The sequence below is a fragment of the Pseudomonas sp. HMSC08G10 genome, from assembly GCF_001808425.1.
GTDB classification, from domain to species: Bacteria; Pseudomonadota; Gammaproteobacteria; order Pseudomonadales; family Pseudomonadaceae; genus Aquipseudomonas; species Aquipseudomonas guariconensis.
This window is the reverse complement of record NZ_KV793331.1, coordinates 60,737-83,845: the sequence shown is the minus strand read 5'-3', so window position 1 is coordinate 83,845 and position 23,109 is coordinate 60,737. Positions and strand designations below refer to the sequence as shown.

At 62.8% G+C, this 23,109-nt stretch carries 20 protein-coding genes; 10 read left to right on the top strand and 10 right to left on the bottom strand.

Features of this window, described 5'->3' with window-relative positions; genetic code table 11:
- The first annotated feature begins 110 nt into the window (after positions 1 to 110).
- From HMPREF3173_RS20355 to groL, 4 genes are all read left to right on the top strand, one after another.
- Complete coding sequence (locus tag HMPREF3173_RS20355; protein ID WP_070576152.1) at positions 111 to 842, top strand: HugZ family pyridoxamine 5'-phosphate oxidase; 732 nt, start codon at positions 111 to 113, stop codon at positions 840 to 842.
- Between the two features lie 66 nt (positions 843 to 908).
- Positions 909 to 1,370, top strand: a complete 462-nt coding sequence (locus HMPREF3173_RS20350; RefSeq protein ID WP_070576149.1) for an FxsA family protein — start codon at positions 909 to 911, stop codon at positions 1,368 to 1,370.
- A 276-nt stretch (positions 1,371 to 1,646) separates the two neighbouring features.
- Positions 1,647 to 1,940 (top strand): co-chaperone GroES, encoded by a 294-nt coding sequence (locus HMPREF3173_RS20345; RefSeq protein WP_009395550.1) that lies wholly within the window; start codon positions 1,647 to 1,649, stop codon positions 1,938 to 1,940.
- Between the two features lie 51 nt (positions 1,941 to 1,991).
- Positions 1,992 to 3,635 (top strand): chaperonin GroEL, encoded by a 1,644-nt coding sequence (gene groL / locus HMPREF3173_RS20340; protein ID WP_043213539.1) that lies wholly within the window; start codon positions 1,992 to 1,994, stop codon positions 3,633 to 3,635.
- Positions 3,636 to 3,793: 158 nt separating this feature from the next.
- Here groL and HMPREF3173_RS20335 read toward each other — a convergent pair whose 3' ends face one another.
- Positions 3,794 to 4,522: a phosphatase PAP2 family protein gene (locus tag HMPREF3173_RS20335; RefSeq protein ID WP_070576146.1), complete on the bottom strand. Its 729-nt coding sequence runs from the start codon at positions 4,520 to 4,522 to the stop codon at positions 3,794 to 3,796.
- A gap of 177 nt (positions 4,523 to 4,699) precedes the next feature.
- On the opposite strand from HMPREF3173_RS20335, the gene colR reads away from it, so the two are divergent.
- From colR to HMPREF3173_RS20310, 5 genes are all read left to right on the top strand, one after another.
- On the top strand, positions 4,700 to 5,383 hold the full coding sequence (colR, locus tag HMPREF3173_RS20330; protein WP_043213544.1) for a two-component system response regulator ColR: 684 nt from the start codon (positions 4,700 to 4,702) through the stop codon (positions 5,381 to 5,383).
- A complete protein-coding gene (locus HMPREF3173_RS20325; RefSeq protein ID WP_043213545.1) occupies positions 5,373 to 6,701 on the top strand; it encodes a sensor histidine kinase in 1,329 nt (442 codons plus the stop codon). The genes colR and HMPREF3173_RS20325 overlap by 11 nt, the downstream gene beginning before the upstream one ends.
- 106 nt (positions 6,702 to 6,807) lie before the next feature.
- Positions 6,808 to 7,488 (top strand): class I SAM-dependent methyltransferase, encoded by a 681-nt coding sequence (locus tag HMPREF3173_RS20320; RefSeq protein WP_070576143.1) that lies wholly within the window; start codon positions 6,808 to 6,810, stop codon positions 7,486 to 7,488.
- A 6-nt stretch (positions 7,489 to 7,494) separates the two neighbouring features.
- Positions 7,495 to 8,196, top strand: coding sequence for a lipopolysaccharide kinase InaA family protein (locus HMPREF3173_RS20315; protein WP_070576139.1), 702 nt, complete (start codon positions 7,495 to 7,497; stop codon positions 8,194 to 8,196).
- Positions 8,193 to 8,420 (top strand): hypothetical protein, encoded by a 228-nt coding sequence (locus HMPREF3173_RS20310; RefSeq protein ID WP_070576137.1) that lies wholly within the window; start codon positions 8,193 to 8,195, stop codon positions 8,418 to 8,420. The genes HMPREF3173_RS20315 and HMPREF3173_RS20310 overlap by 4 nt, the downstream gene beginning before the upstream one ends.
- Positions 8,421 to 8,536: 116 nt before the next feature.
- On the opposite strand, the gene HMPREF3173_RS20305 is transcribed toward HMPREF3173_RS20310, so the two are convergent.
- From HMPREF3173_RS20305 to HMPREF3173_RS20265, 9 genes are all read right to left on the bottom strand, one after another.
- Positions 8,537 to 11,602, bottom strand: coding sequence for a multidrug efflux RND transporter permease subunit (locus HMPREF3173_RS20305; RefSeq protein WP_070576134.1), 3,066 nt, complete (start codon positions 11,600 to 11,602; stop codon positions 8,537 to 8,539).
- Between the two features lie 13 nt (positions 11,603 to 11,615).
- Complete coding sequence (locus HMPREF3173_RS20300) at positions 11,616 to 12,767, bottom strand: efflux RND transporter periplasmic adaptor subunit (protein ID WP_070576131.1); 1,152 nt, start codon at positions 12,765 to 12,767, stop codon at positions 11,616 to 11,618.
- Positions 12,768 to 12,958: 191 nt separating this feature from the next.
- The gene (locus tag HMPREF3173_RS20295; protein ID WP_070576128.1) at positions 12,959 to 14,056 is read right to left on the bottom strand and encodes a DUF1513 domain-containing protein; all 1,098 of its coding nucleotides are present in this window, start codon (positions 14,054 to 14,056) and stop codon (positions 12,959 to 12,961) included.
- A gap of 2 nt (positions 14,057 to 14,058) precedes the next feature.
- Positions 14,059 to 15,123, bottom strand: a complete 1,065-nt coding sequence (locus tag HMPREF3173_RS20290; RefSeq protein ID WP_043213561.1) for an imelysin family protein — start codon at positions 15,121 to 15,123, stop codon at positions 14,059 to 14,061.
- Between the two features lie 18 nt (positions 15,124 to 15,141).
- Positions 15,142 to 16,569, bottom strand: coding sequence for a di-heme oxidoreductase family protein (locus HMPREF3173_RS20285; protein WP_070576125.1), 1,428 nt, complete (start codon positions 16,567 to 16,569; stop codon positions 15,142 to 15,144).
- 193 nt (positions 16,570 to 16,762) lie between these two features.
- Positions 16,763 to 18,097: an imelysin family protein gene (locus tag HMPREF3173_RS20280; RefSeq protein ID WP_070576122.1), complete on the bottom strand. Its 1,335-nt coding sequence runs from the start codon at positions 18,095 to 18,097 to the stop codon at positions 16,763 to 16,765.
- Between the two features lie 140 nt (positions 18,098 to 18,237).
- The gene (locus tag HMPREF3173_RS20275) at positions 18,238 to 20,289 is read right to left on the bottom strand and encodes a putative bifunctional diguanylate cyclase/phosphodiesterase (RefSeq protein WP_070576118.1); all 2,052 of its coding nucleotides are present in this window, start codon (positions 20,287 to 20,289) and stop codon (positions 18,238 to 18,240) included.
- Between the two features lie 305 nt (positions 20,290 to 20,594).
- Positions 20,595 to 21,191, bottom strand: coding sequence for a superoxide dismutase (locus HMPREF3173_RS20270; RefSeq protein WP_043213571.1), 597 nt, complete (start codon positions 21,189 to 21,191; stop codon positions 20,595 to 20,597).
- Positions 21,192 to 21,448: 257 nt separating this feature from the next.
- Complete coding sequence (locus tag HMPREF3173_RS20265; protein ID WP_043213572.1) at positions 21,449 to 22,048, bottom strand: LysE/ArgO family amino acid transporter; 600 nt, start codon at positions 22,046 to 22,048, stop codon at positions 21,449 to 21,451.
- 125 nt (positions 22,049 to 22,173) lie between these two features.
- On the opposite strand from HMPREF3173_RS20265, the gene HMPREF3173_RS20260 reads away from it, so the two are divergent.
- Positions 22,174 to 23,064, top strand: a complete 891-nt coding sequence (locus HMPREF3173_RS20260) for a LysR family transcriptional regulator ArgP (RefSeq protein WP_070576115.1) — start codon at positions 22,174 to 22,176, stop codon at positions 23,062 to 23,064.
- Positions 23,065 to 23,109 lie beyond the last annotated feature (45 nt).

Sequence of the window (23,109 nt, the reverse complement as noted above, 5' to 3'; positions counted from 1 at the left end):
AGGGCGCCAGGGAGCAAGGCAGTGCTCCCTGGCGCGTGGGGAATCTTGGCACCCGACAGGGATAATGCTTATCTTGTCAGCCAACCAGTCCGCCACCAGGAGCGCCTTTCGTGAGTGACAACGCCCTGCGCCCCGCCCGAGAACTCCTGCTCAAGGAATACCGCGGCGTGCTTTCGACCCATTCCAAATCCATGCCCGGCTATCCGTTCGGCTCCGTGGTGCCGTACTGTCTTGACGCCGAAGGGCGCCCGCTGATCCTCATCAGCCGCATCGCCCAGCACACGCATAACCTGCAGAAAGATGCCAAGTGCTCACTGCTGGTGGGCGAGCGCGATGCCGAGGATGTCCAGGCGGTAGGGCGCCTGACGGTGATGGCCGAGGCGCACAAGCTCACCGACGAGGCGGCCATCGAAGCGGCGGCCGAGCGTTATTACCGTTACTTTCCCGAAGCGGCCAACTATCACAAGGCCCATGATTTCGATTTCTGGGTCCTGCAGCCAGTGCGCCACCGCTATATCGGTGGTTTCGGCGCAATCCATTGGCTCGACCAGGTCACCTTGGCCAACCCCTTCGCCGGCAAGGTCGAGGCGAGCATGATCGAGCACATGAACAGTGATCACGCCAATGCCATTGCGCATTACGTAGCGCTGACCGACCTGCCGCGCACCGCACCTGCCGAGCTGGTCGGCATCGACAGCGAGGGCATGCACCTTCGCATCGGCCAGGGTATCCACTGGTTGGCTTTCCCCCAGGTTTGCAATACGCCGATACAGGTTCGCGAAGCCTTGGTCTTGCTGGCCCGCGCCGACCAATGGCCGGTTACGGCGAAAGTCGAGGGTTGAAATGCCGAGTCCACGCATCCATCTGGTGGTCGTAATGGAAGGTTTTCTTCCGCCGAGGATCCTTTGATGCGTGCTTTTCTATTGCTGTTTCTGATTTTTCCGGTGCTGGAGCTGTTCGTCTTCGTCAAGGTCAGTGCCGCCATCGGTTTCTTCCCGGCGCTGCTGCTGATCATCGCCGGTTCCGCTTTGGGTGTGCTGGTCATGCGGGTGGCCGGGCTGGCCACCGCCCTGCGCGCCCGTGAGAGTCTGCAGCGCGGCGAACTGCCCGCCGAGGACATGTTCCAAGGCATGATGCTGGCGCTGGGCGGTGGCCTGCTGTTGCTGCCGGGCTTCATCAGCGACGTGTTGGGCCTGCTGTGCCTGTTGCCTTTCACCCGTCATCTCGCCGCACGCAAGATGCGTCAGCGCGCCGAAGCCCAGGCCATGCGCCAGCGGGCCTTTCAGGATGACCCGTTCCAGTCTCGTCCCAACGATGCCGGCCATCGCCCCAATGTGATCGAGGGTGAGTACGAGCGGCACGACAAGTAACGTTCCAGGGGCCGCATCGCCTTCCATCGCCGGTAAAGCTGCGATGGAAGGCGATGCGGCCCTCGCTTTTTTCAAGTCGATGAAAAATTTTCCGAGCCAAGCCTTGTAATTGATTTTGCCGACCACATGTATGGGTCACCGCAAGGTTTCTGGTGGCGACACCAGACATATATACGGGGCTCGTCCCGTGCGAGCCCTGACCGGCAACGCCGGACCGTATCAACCCGCCGGTATCGACACCGGCCGATGAAAACCACAATTTGGGAGAGATCGACAATGAAGCTTCGTCCTCTGCATGACCGCGTCGTCATCCGTCGCAGCGAAGAAGAATCGAAAACCGCTGGCGGTATCGTCCTGCCGGGTTCGGCCGCTGAAAAACCAAACCGCGGCGAAGTCGTCGCCGTCGGCACCGGTCGCATCCTGGACAACGGCGAAGTTCGTGCCCTGGCCGTCAAAGTGGGCGACAAAGTGGTCTTCGGCCCTTACTCGGGCAGCAACACCGTCAAAGTCGACGGCGAAGACCTGCTGGTGATGAGCGAGAACGAAATCCTCGCTGTCGTCGAAGGCTGATTCCCCCTCCCGGTTTCCAGAAGCATTCTAGAATTCAAGGATTAAACGATCATGGCTGCTAAAGACGTAAAATTCGGCGATTCCGCCCGTAAAAAAATGCTGGTTGGCGTTAACGTTCTGGCTGACGCAGTAAAAGCGACCTTGGGCCCGAAAGGCCGTAACGTTGTCCTGGCCAAGAGCTTCGGCGCTCCGACCATCACCAAGGACGGCGTTTCCGTTGCCAAGGAAATCGAGCTGAAAGACGCCTTCGAGAACATGGGCGCCCAGCTGGTCAAGGAAGTCGCTTCCAAGGCCAACGACGCTGCCGGTGACGGCACCACCACCGCTACCGTTCTGGCTCAGGCCATCGTCAACGAAGGCCTCAAGGCCGTTGCCGCCGGCATGAACCCGATGGACCTCAAGCGCGGCATCGACAAGGCCACTGCTGCCATCGTCGCCGAGCTGAAGAACCTGTCCAAGCCTTGCGCCGACTCCAAGGCCATCGCCCAGGTAGGTACCATCTCCGCCAACTCCGACAGCTCCATCGGTGAAATCATCGCCGAAGCCATGGAAAAAGTCGGTAAAGAAGGCGTCATCACCGTCGAAGAAGGCTCGGGCCTGGAAAACGAACTGTCCGTCGTAGAAGGCATGCAGTTCGACCGCGGCTACCTGTCGCCTTACTTCGTCAACAAGCCGGACACCATGGTTGCCGAGCTGGAAGGCCCGCTGCTGCTGCTGGTCGACAAGAAGATCTCCAACATCCGCGAACTGCTGCCAGTGCTGGAAGCCGTTGCCAAGGCCGGCCGTCCGCTGCTGATCGTTGCTGAAGACGTCGAAGGCGAAGCCCTGGCTACCCTGGTCGTCAACAACATGCGCGGCATCGTCAAGGTCGCGGCTGTCAAGGCACCTGGCTTCGGCGACCGTCGCAAGGCCATGCTGCAGGACATCGCCACCCTGACTGGCGGCCAGGTCATCTCCGAAGAAATCGGCCTGACCCTGGAAACCACCACCCTGGAGCACCTGGGTAACGCCAAGCGCGTCATCCTGTCCAAGGAAAACACCACCATCATCGACGGCGCAGGTTCCGACGCTGACATCGAAGCACGCGTCAAGCAGATCCGTGCCCAGATCGAAGAAACCTCTTCGGACTACGACCGTGAGAAGCTGCAAGAGCGTCTGGCCAAGCTGGCTGGCGGTGTTGCCGTGATCAAGGTCGGTGCTGGCACCGAAGTCGAGATGAAAGAGAAGAAAGCCCGCGTTGAAGACGCCCTGCACGCTACCCGCGCAGCCGTCGAAGAAGGCGTGGTGCCTGGCGGTGGTGTTGCCCTGGTTCGCGCTCTGCAGGCCGTTGCCGAACTCAAAGGCGACAACGAAGACCAGAACGTCGGTATCGCCCTGCTGCGTCGCTCGGTCGAAGCACCGCTGCGCCAGATCACTGCCAACGCCGGCGACGAGCCAAGCGTTGTCGCTGACAAGGTCAAGCAAGGTTCGGGCAACTACGGCTACAACGCCGCTACCGGCGAATACGGCGACATGATCGAGATGGGTATCCTGGACCCAGCCAAGGTCACCCGTTCGGCTCTGCAAGCCGCAGCTTCGATCGGTGGTCTGATGATCACCACCGAAGCCATGGTTGCCGACCTGCCGGAAGACAAGCCAGCTGCAGGCGGCATGCCTGACATGGGCGGCATGGGTGGCATGGGCGGCATGATGTAAGCCAGCCTCACCCGCTGCATGAAAAAGCCCCGCCTAGTGCGGGGCTTTTTCTTGGGCGTGTGTTTTGCTCCGATGGCGCAGCTTCTCGCGGGTAAACCCGCTCCCACAGATCGATGTGGCAGCTGGCGACAGCTTGCGATGGGGCGCACCGTGCCCCTTCAGGCCACGCTGCGTTGAGGCACTGCCTCCAGCGCAATGCCTCGGCGATACAAGACCAGGTAATAGCAGCCCAGCCCGATCAACCAGCAGAAAACCGCCGTCCACACGTTGTGCGACAGGAAGTGTGCCCCTTGCAGCATACGGCCGATGGACAGCACGGTACCGGTCACGAACGCTACGGTGAAGGCTGCACGGGCCAGGCGTGGTCTGCGATCGCGCAGCATGAAGAACAGCGCAAACAGGCTGAAACCCGTTGCCGCGTGGCCGCCTGGCCAGCAGCGGCCAGGCTTGTCGGTTTGCGGACGATGCTCCATCAATTTGCTATAGGTTTCCTTGCCGCCGAACTGGCTCAGGCTCCAGGGGCACTGGACTTCGGTCACCGCCTTGAGTGGGGTGACGAAGGAGGTGGAGAGCGCAAGCGCCAGCACCAGGCAACCCAGTTCGCGACGCCAGCCGAACAGGCGCGACCAGAAGAAGCTGGCGATGAAGGCGACAATGGACAGCAAACCCATGATGATCACGATCTGCTTGACCCGGTCATGCAGGATGTTTTCCAGAAAGTAGCTATGACGGCCGATGAATGCCCCAGCCACTGGGTCGAAGGCCAGATTGGCCACGTCCATGTCCAAAGAGGTCCATTCACTCAGGAGCAGGGCCACCACGGTGGCCAGCGGAATACCCAGGTACAACCAGAGGTTGATCGGGCGGGGGCGGGTGGTTTCTTGCATGACGACTCCAGGGACGATAAATGCCGGGCATTGTCGGCCTGCCGCTATCCTGGGTTCGTGAAGGATCAGTGAAAAATACGTCAGCAACGGCCAAATGCCCTAAGGCTGGCGCGGCGCGGGCGATGGCCTTAAGCTGCGCCTGCCGCGCAGAGCGAAAGCGTCGTACAGGAGAAACCGATGCGCATTCTACTGGTTGAAGACAACCGCGATATCCTCGCCAACCTGGCCGACTACCTGGGGATGAAAGGCTATACCGTCGACTGCGCCCAGGATGGCCTGTCCGGGCTGCATCTGGCCGCGACCGAACACTACGACCTGATCGTGCTCGATATCATGCTGCCTGGGATCGACGGTTACACCCTGTGCAAACGCCTACGCGAAGACGCCCGCCGTGATACCCCGGTGATCATGCTCACCGCCCGCGATCAGCTCGATGATCGCCTGCAGGGCTTCCGTTCCGGTGCCGACGATTATCTGCTCAAGCCTTTTGCCCTGTCGGAGCTGGCAGCGCGTATCGAGGCAGTGCTGCGACGCTCCCAGGGGGGTGGCCGACGCACGTTGCAGGTTGCTGATCTGAGCTACGACCTCGACACCCTGGAGGTCACTCGCCAGGGCCGCCTGCTCAAGCTCAACCCGGTCGGCCTCAAGTTGCTGGCCGTGCTGATGCAGAAGAGTCCGCACGTGCTGCGCCGCGAGGTGCTGGAAGAAGCCCTCTGGGGGGACGACTGCCCCGACAGCGACAGCTTGCGCAGCCATGTACACCAGTTGCGTCAGGTCATCGACAAACCCTTCGAGAAACCGTTGCTGCATACCGTCCATGGCGTCGGCTATCGCCTCGCCGAGGGCCGTGATGGAGTTTAAGCAAAGTCTTGCCCAGCGCATCATCATCGCCTTTGCGTTGATGAGCGCCCTGGTGGCCGGGGCCTTCGCTTTCGGCATCGTTGCCACGGTCCACCTGGTCGAGGAGCGTTTGATCTCCGCCGTGCTCGGTGGCGATTTGCAGCGCTTGTTGCGCATGGACAGCATCAGCGACTGGAGCCATCGGCCCCGTCCTGACCAGCTGTTCTACTTCAGTGGCGGGCGTGACGATTTCGAACTGCCCAAGGACTTGCGGCACCTGACGCCGGGCTTCCACGAGGTGTTCCGCGACCAGCTTTCCTATCACGCGATGGTCGAGATCGTCGATGGCCGGCGCTACGTGCTGCTGCAGGACCAGAGCGATTTCGAAGAGCGCGAGCGGGTGCTGTTCGCGGTCGTGGTGGTGGGCTTCGTGCTCAGTCTGGTGTTGGCGGTGACTCTGGGCTGGCTGTTGGCCAGGCGAGTGATGGCACCGGTGATCCGACTGGCCCGGCAGGTCCGCCACCGTGACCAGTTGCTGGGCCTTGCGCCCCCTCTGGCGCCGGACTATGCCGCGGACGAGGTCGGGCAGTTGGCCGTGGCCTTCGACGATACGCTCGGTCGCTTGCGTGATGCCCTGACCCGCGAGCGGTTGTTCACCAGCGATGTCAGCCATGAACTGCGCACGCCACTGATGGTGCTCGCCACCTCCTGCGAACTGCTGATGGAGAATCCCAACTTGGATAGCCGTTCACGCAGCCAGGTGGAGCGCATCGCGCGGGCGACCGAGGAGATGCGTGAGCTGGTCAAGACCTTCCTGATGCTGGCCCGTGCCCAGCGCGATGAAGGCGCCGTCGCTTCGCAGGCGACCTTGAGCGAAGTGGCCGACGACCTGGTAGGGGTTTGGCGCGATACCATCGAACAGAAGGGCCTGACCCTTTATTACGACGGCCGGGTCAGTGCGAGCCCGGTGTTGTACAACGCGACGTTCCTGCAATCGGTGATGGGCAATCTCCTGCGCAATGCCGCCCACTACACCGACAGTGGCTACATTCGTCTTAGCCTGGAACCGAACGGTTTCAGCGTCGAGGACAGCGGTGTGGGCATCCCTGAGGAGCAGCGCGAAGCGATGTTCCGCCCCTTCGTGCGCGGTGACGAACGCCGTGGCGAGGGCCTGGGTCTGGGCTTGTCGCTGGTGCAGCGGATCTGCGACGACCAGGGCTGGCGCGTCACCCTGACGGCGACGTTGCCTCATGGCTGTCGCTTCCAGGTGGACCTGAGCAGGGGCAAGGCGATTACAGCGGACAGCGAGGCCGGCGACCAAGCCCCACTGTTGGGGTGATACCTGAAATATGCTGTTGCACGCATGACGGATTTTTCACATGGGCATGACCTGATTCCAACGCTTCGCTCCGTAGAGTGGCTGGAATTGAATCAGGAGATGCCCAATGCGGAGCCCGATCAAACTCCCATTTTCCGAGAAGTATGACCGTCAGCATGCCCAGGAGTACTTCCTCAAGCATCAAGATGGTCTGGCACGCCGCCTTTCCCATTACCGTGACGAACAACTGGCCCGCCGCGCCCTGGCGCTTGCAGGGGAGCCTGGCCTGGTACTCGACCTGCCGTGTGGTGCAGGGCGTTTCTGGCCGCTATTGGCGGAAAAGCCCAATCGGGTGATCATCGGCGCCGACAATTCCGCCGACATGATCGAGACCGCCTGTACTTCCCAGCCGCCAGAGGTGGTTGCCCGGGTGCGCCCCTTGCAGACTTCCGCATTCGCTATCGATTTGCCGGACAACGCGGTGGACAGCATTTTCTGCATGCGCCTGTTCCACCACATCGGCGATGCCGCCCACCGCAAGACGATCCTCTCGGAGTTTCATCGGGTCAGCCGCGACAGCGTGATCCTGTCGCTGTGGGTCGATGGCAACTTCAAGGCCTGGCGACGCAAAAAGCTCGAGCATCGGCGCAGTGCGAAGGCCGCGCAGAGCAGTTATCAAAATCGCTTTGTGTTGCCGGTCGATACCATCGAAAATGAGTTTGTTACAGCCGGTTTCAGAATTCAGGACCGTCTGGATTTCCTGCCGTTGTATGCGATGTGGCGGGTATACGTATTACGCAAGGGGTAGGTGTTCATGGCAGTGGCCGGCAATGCGATGTCCGATTTCGAGTACTACTGGCAGCAACAGGGTGAATGGGTGGAGGAGCCCAACCAGCGGCGCGGTGGGGAAAGTGGTGTGCAGCGTTTGAGCGACGCGAAGGGCAAGGTCCTGTATGCCAAGCGTCAGGTCGGTCACATCTATCGCAGCCTGCGCCATCCGTTCGGCCGCCCGACGGTACTGCGTGAGCTGGATGCCCTGAACAGTTTCGAGCAGCTTGGCGTGCGTGTGCCGCGGTTGGTGTTCGCTGGCGCCGAGCGTGGCGCCGATCACCAATGGCGAGCCCTGCTGGTGAGCGAGGCGCTCGACGGGTTCGTCGACCTGGACACCTGGCATGCCGAAGGCGCCCGCGAGCGTTACCCGCAAGTGCTGCACGAACGCATGCTCAAGGAGCTGGCCGACAATCTGGCGCGCATGCACTTGGGCCATTGGCAGCACGGCTGCCTGTATGGCAAGCATGTGTTCGTCAAGGTCATCGGCGAGGGCGAGAAGGCCCGGGTCGAAGTCGCGCTGCTGGACCTGGAAAAGTGCCGCCGGCGCATCAGTTGCCAGCGCGCAGCCGCTAAGGACCTGCGCCAATTGCGGCGCCATTCGTCACTCAACGATGCACAGTGGCAGAGCCTGCTCTATTTTTACCAGATGGCGTTTGGCAGCGCTGTCAAAGGGTTAGAGCAATGAAACTAGAAATCGCTCGAGCTTTGTTCCTGGTCGCGGCACTGGCAGTGACCACCGCTGCTGTGGCGGCGTGGGAAGAGCCTAGACCGGCGGTGTTCAGCAAGGCCGAAATCGGTGGCCTGTGCGCGGTGCCCCGCGAAGTGAAGCAGCAGAATACGGCCCAGCCGGATCATGACCTGTTGCTGTTCCTGTTCGGTATGCGCCAAGGGCTGCGACCGTTCGGTTGATCGAGCGCATGATGGTGAAGCGCCAGGGGCCCAATGAAGGGTCCCTGGCGTTTTTTATTGCCCGCCAATTTTGTTTGTGTCGACCGCATCGCGGGTAAAACCCGTTCCCACAGGGATCAGGGCGGACCTGGTGGGACCGGGGTTACCCGTGAAGACGTCGCCACGGTCCGGTGCGCCAAGAGCGTGTAGATGCTGGGCAACACGAACAGGGTGAACAGTGTGCCGATCGACATGCCGGTGGCGATGACGATACCGATGTCGAAGCGGCTGACCGCACCGGCCCCGGTCGCCAGGATCAACGGCACCATGCCGAATACCATGGCTGCAGTGGTCATCAGCACCGGCCGCAGGCGTATGGCTGCGGCGACTTCTATGGCCTCGCGGGCATCCACACCCATTCGCTCGCGCAACTGGTTGGCGAACTCGACGATCAGAATGCCGTGCTTGCTGATCAGGCCGATCAGCGTCACCAGCCCCACCTGGGTGTAGATGTTCATGCTCGAAACGCCGAGGAACAGCGGCAACAGGGCGCCGCAGATGGAGAGCGGCACCGTGACCAGAATCACCAGCGGATCCCTGAAACTTTCGAACTGCGCCGCCAGCACCAGGAAGATGATCGCCAGCGCCAGACCAAAGGTGACCCACAGGGCGCTGCCTTCCTGGACGAACTGCCGTGCGGTGCCAGCGTAATCGAACGAGAACCCTTCCGGTGCCTCCTCTTGGGCGATCGCCTGCACGGTCTGCAGCGCCTCGCCGACACTGACCAGTGGAAAGCCCTGGATGATCGCCGAGTTCAGTTGCTGGAACTGGTTGAGCTGGCGGGGTCTTGCGCGGTCGCTGACGGTGATCAGGGTCGACAAGGGCAGTAACTGGTCCTGATCGTTCTTCACGTAGTAGTTGTTCAGCCAGCCGGCGTTGTCCCGGTAGGGCCGTTCGACCTGGGCGATGACTTTGTAGCTACGCCCCTCAAGGGTGAAACGGTTGATTTCGCCCTCGCCCAGCAACGTTGCCAGGGTGCCGCCCAGATCATCCATGGACACGCCCATCTGCGCTGCCTTGTCCCGGTCGATGTCCACCACCACCTCGGGCTTGTCGAAGGCCAGGTCGATGTCGAGGAAGGCGAACTTGCCTGATGCCTGGGCGCGGGCCTTGATCCGTTCGGCCACCTCCAGCAGGGCAGGGTAGTCGCCTGCGGTATTGATCACGAACTGGAACGGCAGGCCTTCGCCTGTGCCCGGGAGCGACGGCAGGTTGAAGCCGAAGATCTGCAGTCCGCCGATTTCTTCCAGTTTGGCTTGCACCAGCGGCAACAACTCCATCTGGGTGCGCTCGCGTTCGTTCCAAGGCTTGAGCAGAAAGCCCCCGATACCGCTCTGCACCCCATTGAAGCCGTTGATCTGGAACGATGAGTAGTACTCGGGGAAGGTCTTGAACACCGGTGTGAACTGATCGGTGTAGGCGTTGAGGTAGTCCAGGTTGGCCGTTTGCGGGGCATTGCTCATCATGAAGATCACCCCCTGGTCCTCGTCCGGCGCCAGTTCGTTATGGGTGAACATCAAGAGCACCGGGATCAGGCACAACACGATCACGGCGAACACCAGCACCACCGGCCGGCTGTTCAGGGTGCCGTGCAGCAGGCGTTGGTAGCGGACCTTGAGGCCGTCGAACAGCACGTCCAGGCGGTGGGCAAGACCGCTGGGGTTCTGTTCTTGGCGCAGCAGCAGGGCGCACATCATCGGCGACAGGGTCAGGGCGACGATGCCGGAGATGACCACCGCCCCGGCCAACGTCAGGGCGAACTCCTTGAACAGCGCGCCGGTCAGGCCTGTGAGAAAGCCGATGGGGGCATAGACCGCCGCCAGGGTGATGGTCATCGACACCACCGGCATGGCGATCTCCCGAGCGCCTTCCAAGGCGGCCTCGAAGGGCGTCTTGCCTTCTTCCATGTGCCGGTGGATGTTCTCCACCACGACAATGGCGTCATCCACCACCAGGCCGATGGCCAGCACCATGGCCAGCAAGGTCAAAAGGTTCAGCGAGTAACCCATCATCTGCATGAAGAACAATACGCCGATCATCGACAGCGGAATGGTCACCACCGGGATGAGCACCGAGCGCAGGGCACCCAGGAACAGGAACACCACGACAATGACGATCAGCACGGCCTCGCCGAGGGTCTTGATCACCTCATCGATGGAAGCCTGGATGAACAAGGTGGCGTCGTAGGCGATGGAGACCTTGAGATTCGACGGCAACTGCGCTTCCAGCGTCGGCATGATCCGCCGGACTTCCTTGATCACCTCCAGCGGGTTGGCGGCGGGGGTGGCCTTGATGCCGATGTACACCGAGGGCGGGCCGTCGAAGGAGCTGACCGTGTCGTAGTTCTCCGCGCCCATTTCCACCCGCGCCACATCGCCCAACAGCACGCGCCTGTCGCCGACGGTCTTGACCGGCAGCTTGGCAAAGGCCTCGGCGGATTTGAGCTCGGTGGTGGCATTGATGCTGGTGACCACATACTCGCCTTTGACTTCGCCGGCAGCGGAGAGAAAGTTGTAGCGGCGGACCGCGTTGGTCACGTCGGTGGCCGCCAGGCCAAAGCCTGCCAACTTCACAGGGTCCAGCCAGATGCGCATGGCGAACACCTGGTTGCCGAGGATTTCCGCCTCGGCCATGCCAGGCAGGGTGGCCAGCTTGGGCTGGATCACACGCGAAAGGTAATCGGTGATCTGTGGGTTGCTCATCTGCTGGCTGTAGAAGCTGATGTACATCAGGGCCGAGGCGTCGGCGGCCTCTTTGCTCAGCACCGGGTCTTCGGAGTCCTGGGGCAGCTTGTTACGTACCTCGTTGGCCTTGGCCAGCAGTTGCGTGAACAGGCGGTCAGTGTCAGCGCCGATGCGTGCATAGACCGAGATCACCGAGAAGTTCTGGCGGCTCACCGAGGTCATGTAGTCGATGCCGTCGGCGCTGGCCAGGCTCTGTTGCAAAGGTTGGGTGATATAGCCCTGAATGGTCTCGGCATTGGCCCCGGGATAGGCGGTGGTCACCGTGATCAGGGCGTTTTCCATCTGCGGGTACTGGCGGATCTGCAGCTTGCTCCAGGCCTGGAAGCCCAGCAGCAGGATCAACAGGCTGACCACGCTGGCCAGGACCGGGCGGCGGATGAATGGGTCGGTGAACGCCATGCCAGCCTCCTGATCAGTTGGCGCCGGAGGCGCGCTGGCCGTCCAGCTGGAGGGCTTTGTCGTGGCTGATGCGGATGGCCGTGCCAGGCGTCAGCTTCAGCTGGCCGGCGGTCACCACCTGTTCACCCGCCTTGAGGCCTTCGCCCACCACCACTAGACCATCACGACGTTCTCCGGTCTTGACCGTGCGCTGTTCGGCGACCAGTTGCGGCTGGCCGTCGGCGGCCTTTTCCACCTGGCCGTTCTTGTCTTTCTTCTGGGCGACCACGTACAACGAGTTGCCATAGAGCGTGTAGGTAATGGCGCTTTCCGGTACCACGACTTGAGGTCGCGGGTCGGGCAACAGCACCAGCAAACTGGCGAACATGCCAGGCAGCAGCTTGCCGTCGGGGTTGGCCAGGGTGGCGCGCAGCAACAGGTTGCGGGTGCTTTCCTCGACCTTGGGGTTGATGGCGCTCAGGCTGGCAGGGAAGGTCTGGCCCGGGTAGGCCGCCACCTGCACCAGCACCTGCTGGCCGAGGCTCAGTTGGGGCAGGTTTTGCTCGGGCACGTTGAAGTCGACATACAGGCTGGAGAGATCCTGCAGGGTGGCGATCACTGTGCCGCTGGCGAGGTAATCGCCCACGTCCACCTGGCGAATACCTATGGTGCCGCTGAAGGGCGCGCTGATGCTTTTCTTGGCCAGGGAGGCCTTGAGCTGGTCGACGACGGCCTGGTTGCGTCGGTACTGGGCGGTGAGGCGGTCGAACTCGCCGCGGGAAATCGCCGAATCGCCAACCAACTGGCTGCCCCGGCCGAAATCCACCTTGGCCAGGCCCAGGTCTGCCTGGGCTGTGCCGAGCAGTGCGGTCTCTTGGTCGTGGTCCAGTTGCAACAGAAGCTGGCCGGCCTTGACCTTCTGGCCCGACTCGAAATGCAGCGATTTGACTGTGCCGGCCACTTCCAGGCTCAGCTCGACGCCCTGGAACGCCTTGAGACTGCCGATCGCAGGCAGACGCTCCTGCCACTGGCGCTCTTCGGCCATTGCCGCAGCGACGCTGACCGGCGGTTTCGGTGCGGAGAACATCTGGATCTGCTTGTAGATCGAGAACGCCTTGATGCCACCTAAGGTCAATACGATCAGCAGGACCACGGCCAACATGATCAGCATGCGGCGGCGCAGCATAGTCCGGTTCCTTGGATAGTTGTTGTTCGTCTGGCACGACAACGGGCGATCCTGCCCACGTGCGGATGTGAGAAGTATTGCCTGTTTTTCAGGGATGGGGGAAGGCGGGGATGGACAGGTGGTCGCCTATGGGCGAACACGCAGGTTTGCAGCCCTTTCGCGGGGTGGCCGCGAAAGGGCCGTGCGGTCCCCTAGGCCAGGTGCAGGTGGTTGTCCCAGAACCCGGACGGCAGGTTCAGCGGCTGGGCGACCAGCTCGGCTTTGCGGCAGTCATAGAACCGGCAGCGCCCTTGGCCGGAGGTAACCACGAAACCGTCCTTCACCGCGCCCACGCCCGCACAGTCGGGCATCGGCGCGTCGAGCTTGACCGCACCGCTGTCCAGGTCCCAGATGAACAAGCGGTTGGCCCGCGGTGCGGTCAACGCCACCAGGCGCAGGTCGCTGTGGATGGCGACGCTGGCGGTGTACTGGGCCATCGACTGCAACTGTCGCTCGGGCACCGGGAAGGCCTTGAACGGCTCGCCGGGGCGCTTGATCGCGAGCAGTTCGGCGGTCTCGTGGGCATCGCCCATGAACTGCTGGCAGGCGGCGATGGTGCCGTCGCTGCCGATGGCCAGGTGGCGCACGCTGTTCATCTGCTGGGCCAGGGTTTCCTTGCTCAGCAGGGTGCCGTCGCGGCGCATCAGCACCAGGCTGGGCTCCATGGCGTCGAGGTTCATTTCCACGCGGCTTTCGGCCTCGGTGCGGATACCGCCGTTGGCCACCACCAGGGTTTCGCCGTCCGGCAGCCAGGATACCTGGTGCGGGCCGATGCCGTGGGTAGGGATCTCACCGCTGTGGACCAGGCGATCACCTTCGAAGCGGTAGATGCCCAGCACGCCACGCCCCGGATCGGTGGTGTCGTTCTCGGTGGCGTACAGCCACTCACCGCTTTTATGAATCACCGCGTGGCCGTAGAAGTGCCGGTCCGGTTGCGAGGTGACGGTCTGCAGCAGGCGCCCTTCGCGCAGGTCGATCAGGTAGCTTTCGGTACCTGGTCGACGCGCCACGAACAGGGCGATCGGCCGCTCGGGGTGGTTGATGATGTCATGGCAACGCTGGGCCACCTGGGTGGCGAACACCTGGGTGCCGTCCAGACGGTAACCGACGGCATAGTGCCTGCCGTCGCCATCGTCGCGCGCCGAGAGCAGCAGGGGTTCGCTGGCGCTGTTGCGAAACAGGCTCCAACCGCCCAGGGTGAGGGCGCTGAGCACGACGCTACCGAGTTTGAGGGCCTGGCGTCGCAGCATGATCAGTCACCGTCGTTGGCATTGAAGCCCAGCTGGATGTTGAGTGCCTTGGCCAGGTCGCCTTCGTGCAGGCGGTGGACGGCGTTGAGGCTGTCGTAGATCTGATCGAGGGTCTGTTTGCCAGCGTCGTCGGCCAACAGTTCGCCCAACGGCTTGTCGTTGGCCTCCAGCAGCTTGAGCGAGGCGGCGTAGGCGTCGTCGATCTTCTGCGCCAGGGCGGCCTGGTCCTTGCCCAGCAAGGCGCGCAGGCCCTGGTTGTCGACGCCGACCCAAACCGCCTGGGCGGCCTTGAGGCTGGCTTCCAGGCTCTTGAGCGAGGACTGGCTGCGCCAGGCTTCGGCCTGCAGCGGCTGGGCGATGCCCTTGCTCTGGCGGCCCATCGGAGCGCCGAGCTTCTTCTTCAGGGTGTCCAGGGCGGTGACCTGGGCACGCAGCAGGTCGGCGATCGCCTCGTGGGAATCGGCGTAGCGCTGGTTGGGGAACTTGGTCATCTGCGAGAGCATGCCATCGGTGCTGTTCCAGCCTTTGAGGATCTCCTCGGCCAGGGCCTTCTGGTGCTCGCCGATGGCCACCAGCAATGGGCAATAGCGGGCCTTCTGCTCAGGCGTGGCGACGTCCGGCTTGCTGTCGAACAGGATGTATTCGTAGGCGGACAGGCCGCGCACCACGACGCTGGACTTGCCCAGTGTCTCGGCGTCGATCGGCTTGTCGCCGGCGACCAGTTGCTCGACCTGACGGCCGACCAGGTTTTTCTTGTCGGGCCAGAATTGCACTTGCCAGGCGCGGTTACCTTCGGCCAGCGGGCCGACCAGCAGCGGTTGCAGCTCGGCCCAGGCCTTTTGGGCGTTGAGGAAATCGGCGCGTGCTGTCTCAAGGGACTCCTTGCCTTCGCAATAAGCCAGGGCGCTGGCGGCCAGCTGGCGGTCGGCTTCGACCCAACGGCTGTAGGTCGGCAGGATCACCTGCTTGGCGATGGCGGCGGAGGTCACAGCCTGCGGATCCTGGGGCGAGCAGGCACCGAGGGCGAGTGCGGCGAGGCTGGTGAACAACAGTTTGGGTCGGAACATTGCCCGGCTCCTTGCGCGTTAAAGTGAGTTCAAAAAGGCCAGCAGCGCAGCGCGTTGCTCGGCATTGAAGGTCAGTACATGCTTGCGCGCCGCTTCGGCTTCGCCGCCGTGCCAGAGCACGGCCTCCAGCAGATTGCGGGCGCGGCCGTCATGCAGGAACTGGGTGTGGCCGCTGACCGTTTCGGTCAGGCCGATACCCCACAATGGAGGGGTACGCCAATCCTGCCCGGAGGCTTTGAATTCGCTGCGATTGTCGGCCAGGCCTGGGCCCATGTCGTGCAGCAGCAGGTCGCTGTACGGCCGGATCACCTGGTTGGCCAGTTCGGGTTCGTGGGTGTCGGGGCCGGTGGTGAACTGCGGGGTATGACAGCCTTGGCAGCCGGCCTGGAAGAACAGGTTCTTGCCGGCCAATACCTGGGGCGCGCCGACGTCGCGGCGCGCCGGTACGCCCAGGTTACGGGTGTAGAAGGTGACCAGGCGCAGGATATTGTCGCTGACTTCTTTCTCGCCGCCTGTGCCGTCGCCGTTGGGGGCGGCCAGGCAATCGACCTGGGTGGGCGTGCAGTCATCGACCGGCTGCAAGGTGCTGGTCAGGCCCATGTCGCCGGCAAAGGCATGGACGTTCTGCTGGTTCACGTTGGGCTGCCCGGCTTTCCAGCCGAAGCGGCCGAGCGCGGTCTTATTCGTCGTCTGGTCCCAGACCTGGTTGGGGCGTCCACGGATGCCATCGCCGTTGCGATCGTCCGGATCGGCATTGGCAAGGATTGCGGCCTCCGGGATCGCCTCCAACAGGCCCAGGCCGATCATCGGCGGGGCCACCCGGGCGGAGAAACGGGTATCGGGGTGCATCGGCCCGTAGCCGAGCTGGGTGATCTGCAGCGCCGGACGACGCAGCTCCACCACATGGCCGTCCTCGAAGGTGACGGTCTCGCTGGTGTAATCCACCCGTACCTTGCCCTCCGGTGCCACGCCGGGGACGGCCATGTCTTGCAGTTGCGTGCCATACACCGGCTCCGGCACCACGCCCAGGCGTTCGATTTCCTTGGCGTATTGCGCCTGATCGGGAATCGACAGGCGCACCAGCATCGAGACCGCGTTGCTGGCATCGGGCTCCGGTGGATGGCCACGCCCATCGCGCACATGGCAGTTCTGACAGGCGTTGGTATTGAACAGCGGGCCTAAGCCATCACGAGCGGTGGTGGTGGAGGGGGCGATCACCCAAGGGTTGCGGAAGAAACTGTTGCCGACACTGAAGTCCAGGCGCCGCTCTGGCGAGAGATTGGCCGAGGGCAGGGAAAAGGCGTTGCGGTCGCTGCGCTGCACGGTGGCCTTGCCGGCGGAAAGGGCTTCGCCGGGCTCGGCCTGGGTGAAACGCGGGGCGTCATCACAGGCGGCCAGGGCGGCGACCAGCAGCAAGGGAGAGAGTCGGAGCAGCGACGCGGGCATCGAGGATCCTGGGTGAGTGCTAAAAAACCGGCGTGCAAGCTTAGCAGGGTGATGGAGTTTGAATAAGAGCAATTTGCAATTGCCTTGATGAAATCGGTGTCAGGTTGTCGTTGGCCCGCGTCTGCGGCAGTAGATTTTCCGGCCATGAAAAAGGCGGCCCGAAGGCCGCCTCTGTCGAACCACTGGATCCGGATCAGAATTCGTGATCGGCGGTGTCCGGGTTCAGGTTGGCGATGCCCAGCTTGCCGGCGGCTTGCTCGATCGAGCCGGTCTGCTTGACCAGGGATGCGATGGCGTCACGCACGATCTGGTTGCCAGCCGCGTTGTCGGCCGCGATCAGTTGGTCGTAGTGCTCACCTTTGAGGGCGTGGTCGACCATGACCTGGATCTTCGCCTCGGTGGCTTCCAGGTCCGCCTTGAGGGTGGCGTCGGTGGCCGGATCGACCTTGGCGACCAACTCCGACAGGCTCGGACCGGTCAGCTTGGAGCCGTCGGCGCGGGTGTACTCGCCCAGGTAGACGTTGCGGATGCCCTTGGCGTCGTAGAAGTGCGAGTAGTGGGTGTTGTCGCTGAAGCAGTCCTGTTCGTCTTCTGGCGAGTTGGCCTCCAGGGAGACCTTCATGCGCTCACCGGCCAGTTCGCCCAGCGACAGGCTGCCCATGCCGAACAGCATCTTGCGCAGGCCATCGGCCACAGGCTCGGCCTCCAGCTTGGCGCGGTAATTGTCGCTGACGTTCGGCGCCCAGTTGGCGACCATTTCTTCCAGGTCCTGGACCAGCAGTTGGGTCACTGCCTTCAGGTAGGCGCGACGGCGCTCGTTGTGACCGCCAGTGGCGCCTTGGCCTTCCAGGTAGTCCGAAGCCGGGCGGTTGCCGGCGCCTGGGCCGGTGCCGTTGAGGTCCTGGCCCCACAGCAGGAATTCGATGGCGTGATAGCCGGTGGCGACGTTGGCCTCGGAACCGCCCAGCTCGTTCAGGCTGGCCAGTTTCTCAGGGGTGATGTCCTTGACGTCGACCTTTTCTTCGCCGACCTGGACTTCGGTGTTGGCAATGATGTTGGCGCTGGCCGCCGGGTTGCCCAGGGCGTGCTCGTAGCTCTTGTCGACGTAGTCGATCAGGCCTTCGTCCAGGGGCCATGCGTTCACCTGGCCTTCCCAGTCGTCGATGATGGTGTTGCCGAAGCGGAACACTTCGCTCTGCAGGTATGGCACACGAGCCGCTGCCCAGGCTTGCTTGGCAGCCTCCAGGGTCTGGTCGTTGGGCTTGGCCAGGAAGGCGTCGATGGCGGTCTGCAGGGTCTTGGCGGTGCTCAGCGAGTCGCTGTAGACGGCGTGGACCATCTCGGCATAGTGCTTGACCACGGCCTTGCCGGCCGCTTCGTCGACAGCCCCGGGCGCTGCGGTGGCGCTTGCGGCAGCCGGTGCCTGGGCTTGCGGCGCGGCAGCCTTGTCATCCTTGCTCTCACCGCAACCGGCGAGGGCGATGGCGATGGCCAGCAGACTGGCGGAGGCCAGAGGCATTCGAATCATTGTAGGTATCCTGCGTCGTGAGGTTGGACAGTGTGGCCTGCGAAACCGCAACATAATGCGAAAGATTTGCATTTTGTGTAAAGGGGCAGGTGCGCAATTCATGCGCAAGGATCGCTTTCGCGATCAAGCGGTCGTTGGGGTCAGAACGCGGTGACCTGGTTGCGCTGCGCGTGTTTGAGGAAGGCTGTCAGTTCGCGAGCCGACAGCGGCTTGCTGTAGTGATAGCCCTGACCCTCATGGCAACCCTGGGCGATGATGTAGGCTTCCTGCTCGGCGGTTTCCACGCCTTCGGCGATCACCTGCATGCCCAGGCTCTTGCCCAGCTGGATGACAGCCCGGACGATGGTGGCGTCGTCATCGTCGTCCAGCAGGTCCTGGACAAAGCTCTTGTCGATCTTGATCTTGTCCAGTGGCAACGACTTCAGGTAGCTGAGCGAGGAGTAACCAGTCCCGAAGTCATCGATGGCGATCAGCGCCCCGGAGCGGCGCAGGCTCAGCAAGTGCTGGGCGGCGGTGCTGATGTCTTCCATCAGGCCGGTTTCGGTCACCTCCAGCTCCAGACTGCGCGGGGGCAGGCGGTAGATCTGCAACAGGTTGTTCACCACCCGTGGCAGCTCGCTGTGGTGCAGCTGCACGGTTGACAGGTTGACGGCCATGCGCAGGTCGCTGAAGCCCAGATCGTGCCATTCGCGCAACTGTCGGCAGGCCTGGTCAAGCACCCATTCTCCGATGCCGATGATACTGCCGTTCTGTTCGGCCAGAGGGATGAACTGGTCGGGCGGAACCATGCCAAGCTCCGGGTGCTGCCAGCGCAGCAGGGCTTCGACGCCGACCACGCGGTGATCGCGGTAGCTGATCTGGGGTTGGTACACCAGGTACAACTGGTTGCGCGGCAGGGCTTCGCGCAGGTCTTTTTCCAATTCGCGGCGCCGACGCATCTCGCTGTCGACGCTGGCGATATAGAACTGGTAGCGATTACGGGAGCGGGCCTTGGCCAAGGTCATGGTCTGCTCGGCTTTTTGCAGCAGTTTCTCGGTGCTGTCGCCATCTTCGGGGAACAAGGTGATGCCGATGGTAGCGCGCAGCCGGATGTTCTGGTGATCCAGGGGGAAGGGCATTTCCAGGTCGTCGAGGATGCTCTGGGCGAGCTCGGCGGCCTCGTAGGGTTGTTCGATGTCGGCCTGGACCAGGGCGAACTGGTCCCCACCGAGCCGCGCCAGGGCGCCGAGGCGGCCGCTGTGGGCACGCAGGCGGTCGGCCAAGGCCAGCAACAATTGATCGCCGACTTGATAGCTGAATTGCTCGTTGATGCCCTTGAAATCGTCCAGCCCCACGCACAGCACCGCGACCCGGCGCTGCAGGCGGCCACCATCGACGAGGATCTTGTCCAACTGCTGCTGGAACTGCTGGCGGTTGGGCAGACCGGTGAGGAAGTCGTACTGGGCCATGCGTTGCAGGCTGTTCTCGGCTTCGTGGCGCAGGTGGGTGTTGCGTTCGATGGAGGCCAGCAACTGGTTGGCGGTGTTGACCCACAGCCCCAGCTCGTTCTTCTCGTGACCCTTGAGCAGTGGGATCTCATGCTGGCTGGGGCGGTCGGGATTGATCTGGGTGAGGTGCTCGATGAGCTTGGACAACGGCTTGGTCAGCAGCCAGTGATAGACCAGGTACAGCACCAGGCCCATGGCCAGCGCGCGCAGCACGCCGGAGATGAAGATGATCACCGCATTGATCAGAAAGCCTTCGCCATAGGTGGCGGTGTCCAGGGTGATGCTCAGGTCGCCGTAATACTCGCTGTACGGCCCACGGCCGACCAGTTGGGTGGTGAAAGTGCTTTGCTGGCCGAGGATCAGGTCGGTCAGCCAGCGCGCGGGCGTGTCCTGAAGCGGACGGGATTTTTCCGCGAGCATGGTTTCGTTGGGGTGGCCGATGGAGGCCGCGCGCACTGAAGCGTCCTGGAACAGGCCTTCCATGACCTGCATGCCCATCTCCCGGTCAAGGCTGTAGACCGCCTGGGTAGACGGGTCGCGGAACATGTCGAGGATACGTTGGGCATCGTTGTTGACGGCCTGGCGGGTCTTGTAGGCGTCATAGACGATCTGCGCGCAGCTGAGGACAACGCCGACAGCCAGCGCCGAGAGCAGCACGACCCTGAGCAACTTGACCGACAAGCTGTCCCGAAATTCCAGCTTCAATGGGGTTTCCTTAATCCATGCGCGTGCCATTATTTTGCCATTACCCTTGGCAATACACTATCGACCGATTGTCGCGACAGGTGACGGCCGTCGTTCATCCTGCCATTGGCAATATATCGGTTGTGGGGACTGGCGACTTGAGTGCGCGGTATCAACTTTCCAGAAGATTCATGTTAGCGCGCTATCGGGTGTGGGCAAGCGCCGGCGAGGCGTGTGTGTGTGCGAGGGCCTCATTGGCGAAACCTGCACAAAAAAAATCCGACGCATGAGCGTCGGATTTCTTGGATCGAAGGTTACCCCAGGCATCAGGCCTTGAAGGTTTTGCCTTCGAACTGCTCGGCCACGAAGGCCCAGTTGACCAGGTTCCAGAACGCCTCGACGTACTTAGGACGCAGGTTGCGGTAGTCGATGTAGTAGGCGTGTTCCCAGACGTCGCAGGTCAGCAGCGGGGTGTCGCCGCTGGTCAGCGGGTTGCCGGCGCCGATGGTGCTGGCCAGGGCCAGGGAACCGTCGGCCTTCTTCACCAGCCAGCCCCAGCCGGAACCGAAGGTGCCGACGGAAGTCTTGGTGAACTCTTCCTTGAACTTGTCGAAGGAGCCGAAAGCCTTGGTGATGGCATCGGCCAGGGCGCCGGTTGGCTGGCCGCCGCCGTTTGGCGACAGGCAGTTCCAGTAGAAGGTGTGGTTCCAGACTTGAGCGGCGTTGTTGAAGATGCCACCCGAGGAGGTCTTGACGATGTCTTCCAGGGACTTGCCCTCGAATTCGGTGCCTGGGACCAGGTTGTTCAGGTTCACGACATAGGTGTTGTGGTGCTTGTCGTGGTGATACTCCAGGGTTTCCTTGGAGATGTGCGGCTGCAGGGCATCGTGGGCGTACGGCAGCGGCGGCAATTCAAAAGCCATGGTGGATCTCCTGATTCAGGTCTGTTCGCGGTTTGCGCAAGGCCGATCACGGGCGGCCCGAGGTGCGTCAGCGCGTTTGACACGCTTTGCGACGCAAGGGCTGGATCATAGCACCGGCCCTTGCGCATAACCACGCAACAAACATAGGGAATAGTGGGCGCTGCGAGCTTCACGCAAGCGTCAAGCTTCAAGCTTCAAGCTGGAAGAGGGCGCCGTGTCTGCCTTTGGCTTGCAGCTTGCAGCTTAGAACTCACCCCTCAAGAAAAGATCAACTGCGCGGCGACGGCGAACATCATCACGGCCACCATCAGGTCCAGCAGGCGCCAGGTGGCTGGACGGGCGAGCCATGGCGCAAGCCAGGCCGCGCCCAGCGCAAGGGTCGAGAACCACACCAGCGAGGCACTGGCGGCGCCGGCCACATAGGCCCCAGGTACGGTCTGTTGGGCGCCCAGCGAGCCGATCAGCAGCACGGTGTCGAGGTAGACATGAGGGTTGAGCAGGGTCACTGCCAGGGCGCTGAGCAACACCGCGCGACGCGAGCGCATGCCTTGGCCTTGCTGGTGTTGCAGGCTCTGTTTGGAGCACGCGCTACGCAGTGCCTTGGCCCCGTACCAAATGAGGAACACCGCACCGCCCCAGCGTGCGACCGCCAGCAAGGTCGGGTTGTGAGCCAGGACCGTGGCCAGGCCGAACACCCCGGCGGCCACCAGGATGGCATCGCAGATGATGCACAGCGCGGCCACCGGCAGGTGATGCTCGCGGCGCAGGCTCTGGGCCAGGACGAAGGCGTTCTGTGCGCCGATGGCCATGATCAGGCCGAATGCCACCAGCATGCCGTTCAGATAGCTTTGCCACATAACAGGAACACTCCACTGACGCCGAACAAGCGCCGGCGTTGATTACCCAAGAAGATGCTGGCCATTGTGAGGAAATGCCCTGTATAAGAAAAACAAATAAAGCTGATCTGGCATTAGAGAAATCGATGTTCGACTACAAGCTGCTCGCCGCCCTCGCTGCCGTCATCGAACAAGGCGGTTTCGAACGTGCTGCTCAAGTTCTGGGCCTGTCGCAATCGGCCATTTCCCAGCGCATCAAGCTGCTCGAGGCGCGGGTCGGCCAGCCGGTGCTGGTGCGGGCTACGCCACCGAGCCCCACCGAGGTGGGGCGACAGTTGCTCAACCATGTGCAGCAGGTGCGTCTGCTTGAGCGTGACCTGCAGCGCCAGGTCCCGGCGCTGGACGAGGAAGGCCTGCCCGAGCGCCTGCGTATCGCCCTCAACGCCGACAGCCTGGCGACCTGGTGGGCGGGTGCGGTGGGGGATTTCTGCGCGGGGCAGCAGGTGTTGCTCGATCTGGTGGTCGAAGACCAGGAGGTCGGCCTCAAGCGCATGCGTGCCGGCGAAGTGGCGGCGTGCCTGTGTGGCAGCGAGCGGCCGGTGGCCGGCGCGCGCAGCGTGTTGCTGGGGGCCATGCGTTACCGGGCATTGGCCAGCCCCGCGTTCATGGCCAGGCACTTTGCCCAGGGGTTCGAGGCCCGGCGCCTGGCGCGGATCCCGGCAGTGGTGTACGGCCCGGATGATTTCCTGCAACACCGCTACCTGGCTTCGTTGGGCATCGAGGGCAGTTTCCTGTATCACCTGTGCCCTTCGTCCGAAGGGTTTCTGCGTATGACCGAGGCCGGTGTGGGGTGGGGATTGGTGCCGGAATTGCAGGCCCGCGAACAACTGGCCAGCGGCCAATTAGTGGAAATCTGCACCGATACCCCCATCGACGTGCCGTTGTACTGGCATCATTGGCGCAATGGCGGGCAGTTGCTCGCTCAGCTGACCGAGCACCTGCGCCATACGGCGTCGAGCTGGCTGGTGCCCTTGTAGGCGCGGACGGCGTCAGCTGCATCTGTAATTTGGCAAGGCGGAGTG

Excerpts from the sequence above, each read along its gene's own strand:
- HMPREF3173_RS20350 (WP_070576149.1), top strand. The coding sequence starts at position 909 with ATGCGTGCTTTTCTATTGCTGTTTCTGATTTTTCCGGTGCTGGAGCTG.
- HMPREF3173_RS20345 (WP_009395550.1), top strand. The coding sequence starts at position 1,647 with ATGAAGCTTCGTCCTCTGCATGACCGCGTCGTCATCCGTCGCAGCGAA.
- groL (WP_043213539.1), top strand. The coding sequence starts at position 1,992 with ATGGCTGCTAAAGACGTAAAATTCGGCGATTCCGCCCGTAAAAAAATG.
- HMPREF3173_RS20335 (WP_070576146.1), bottom strand. The coding sequence starts at position 4,522 with ATGCAAGAAACCACCCGCCCCCGCCCGATCAACCTCTGGTTGTACCTG.
- colR (WP_043213544.1), top strand. The coding sequence starts at position 4,700 with ATGCGCATTCTACTGGTTGAAGACAACCGCGATATCCTCGCCAACCTG.
- HMPREF3173_RS20325 (WP_043213545.1), top strand. The coding sequence starts at position 5,373 with ATGGAGTTTAAGCAAAGTCTTGCCCAGCGCATCATCATCGCCTTTGCG.
- HMPREF3173_RS20320 (WP_070576143.1), top strand. The coding sequence starts at position 6,808 with ATGCGGAGCCCGATCAAACTCCCATTTTCCGAGAAGTATGACCGTCAG.
- HMPREF3173_RS20315 (WP_070576139.1), top strand. The coding sequence starts at position 7,495 with ATGGCAGTGGCCGGCAATGCGATGTCCGATTTCGAGTACTACTGGCAG.
- HMPREF3173_RS20310 (WP_070576137.1), top strand. The coding sequence starts at position 8,193 with ATGAAACTAGAAATCGCTCGAGCTTTGTTCCTGGTCGCGGCACTGGCA.
- HMPREF3173_RS20305 (WP_070576134.1), bottom strand. The coding sequence starts at position 11,602 with ATGGCGTTCACCGACCCATTCATCCGCCGCCCGGTCCTGGCCAGCGTG.
- HMPREF3173_RS20300 (WP_070576131.1), bottom strand. The coding sequence starts at position 12,767 with ATGCTGCGCCGCCGCATGCTGATCATGTTGGCCGTGGTCCTGCTGATC.
- HMPREF3173_RS20295 (WP_070576128.1), bottom strand. The coding sequence starts at position 14,056 with ATGCTGCGACGCCAGGCCCTCAAACTCGGTAGCGTCGTGCTCAGCGCC.
- HMPREF3173_RS20290 (WP_043213561.1), bottom strand. The coding sequence starts at position 15,123 with ATGTTCCGACCCAAACTGTTGTTCACCAGCCTCGCCGCACTCGCCCTC.
- HMPREF3173_RS20285 (WP_070576125.1), bottom strand. The coding sequence starts at position 16,569 with ATGCCCGCGTCGCTGCTCCGACTCTCTCCCTTGCTGCTGGTCGCCGCC.
- HMPREF3173_RS20280 (WP_070576122.1), bottom strand. The coding sequence starts at position 18,097 with ATGATTCGAATGCCTCTGGCCTCCGCCAGTCTGCTGGCCATCGCCATC.
- HMPREF3173_RS20270 (WP_043213571.1), bottom strand. The coding sequence starts at position 21,191 with ATGGCTTTTGAATTGCCGCCGCTGCCGTACGCCCACGATGCCCTGCAG.
- HMPREF3173_RS20265 (WP_043213572.1), bottom strand. The coding sequence starts at position 22,048 with ATGTGGCAAAGCTATCTGAACGGCATGCTGGTGGCATTCGGCCTGATC.
- HMPREF3173_RS20260 (WP_070576115.1), top strand. The coding sequence starts at position 22,174 with ATGTTCGACTACAAGCTGCTCGCCGCCCTCGCTGCCGTCATCGAACAA.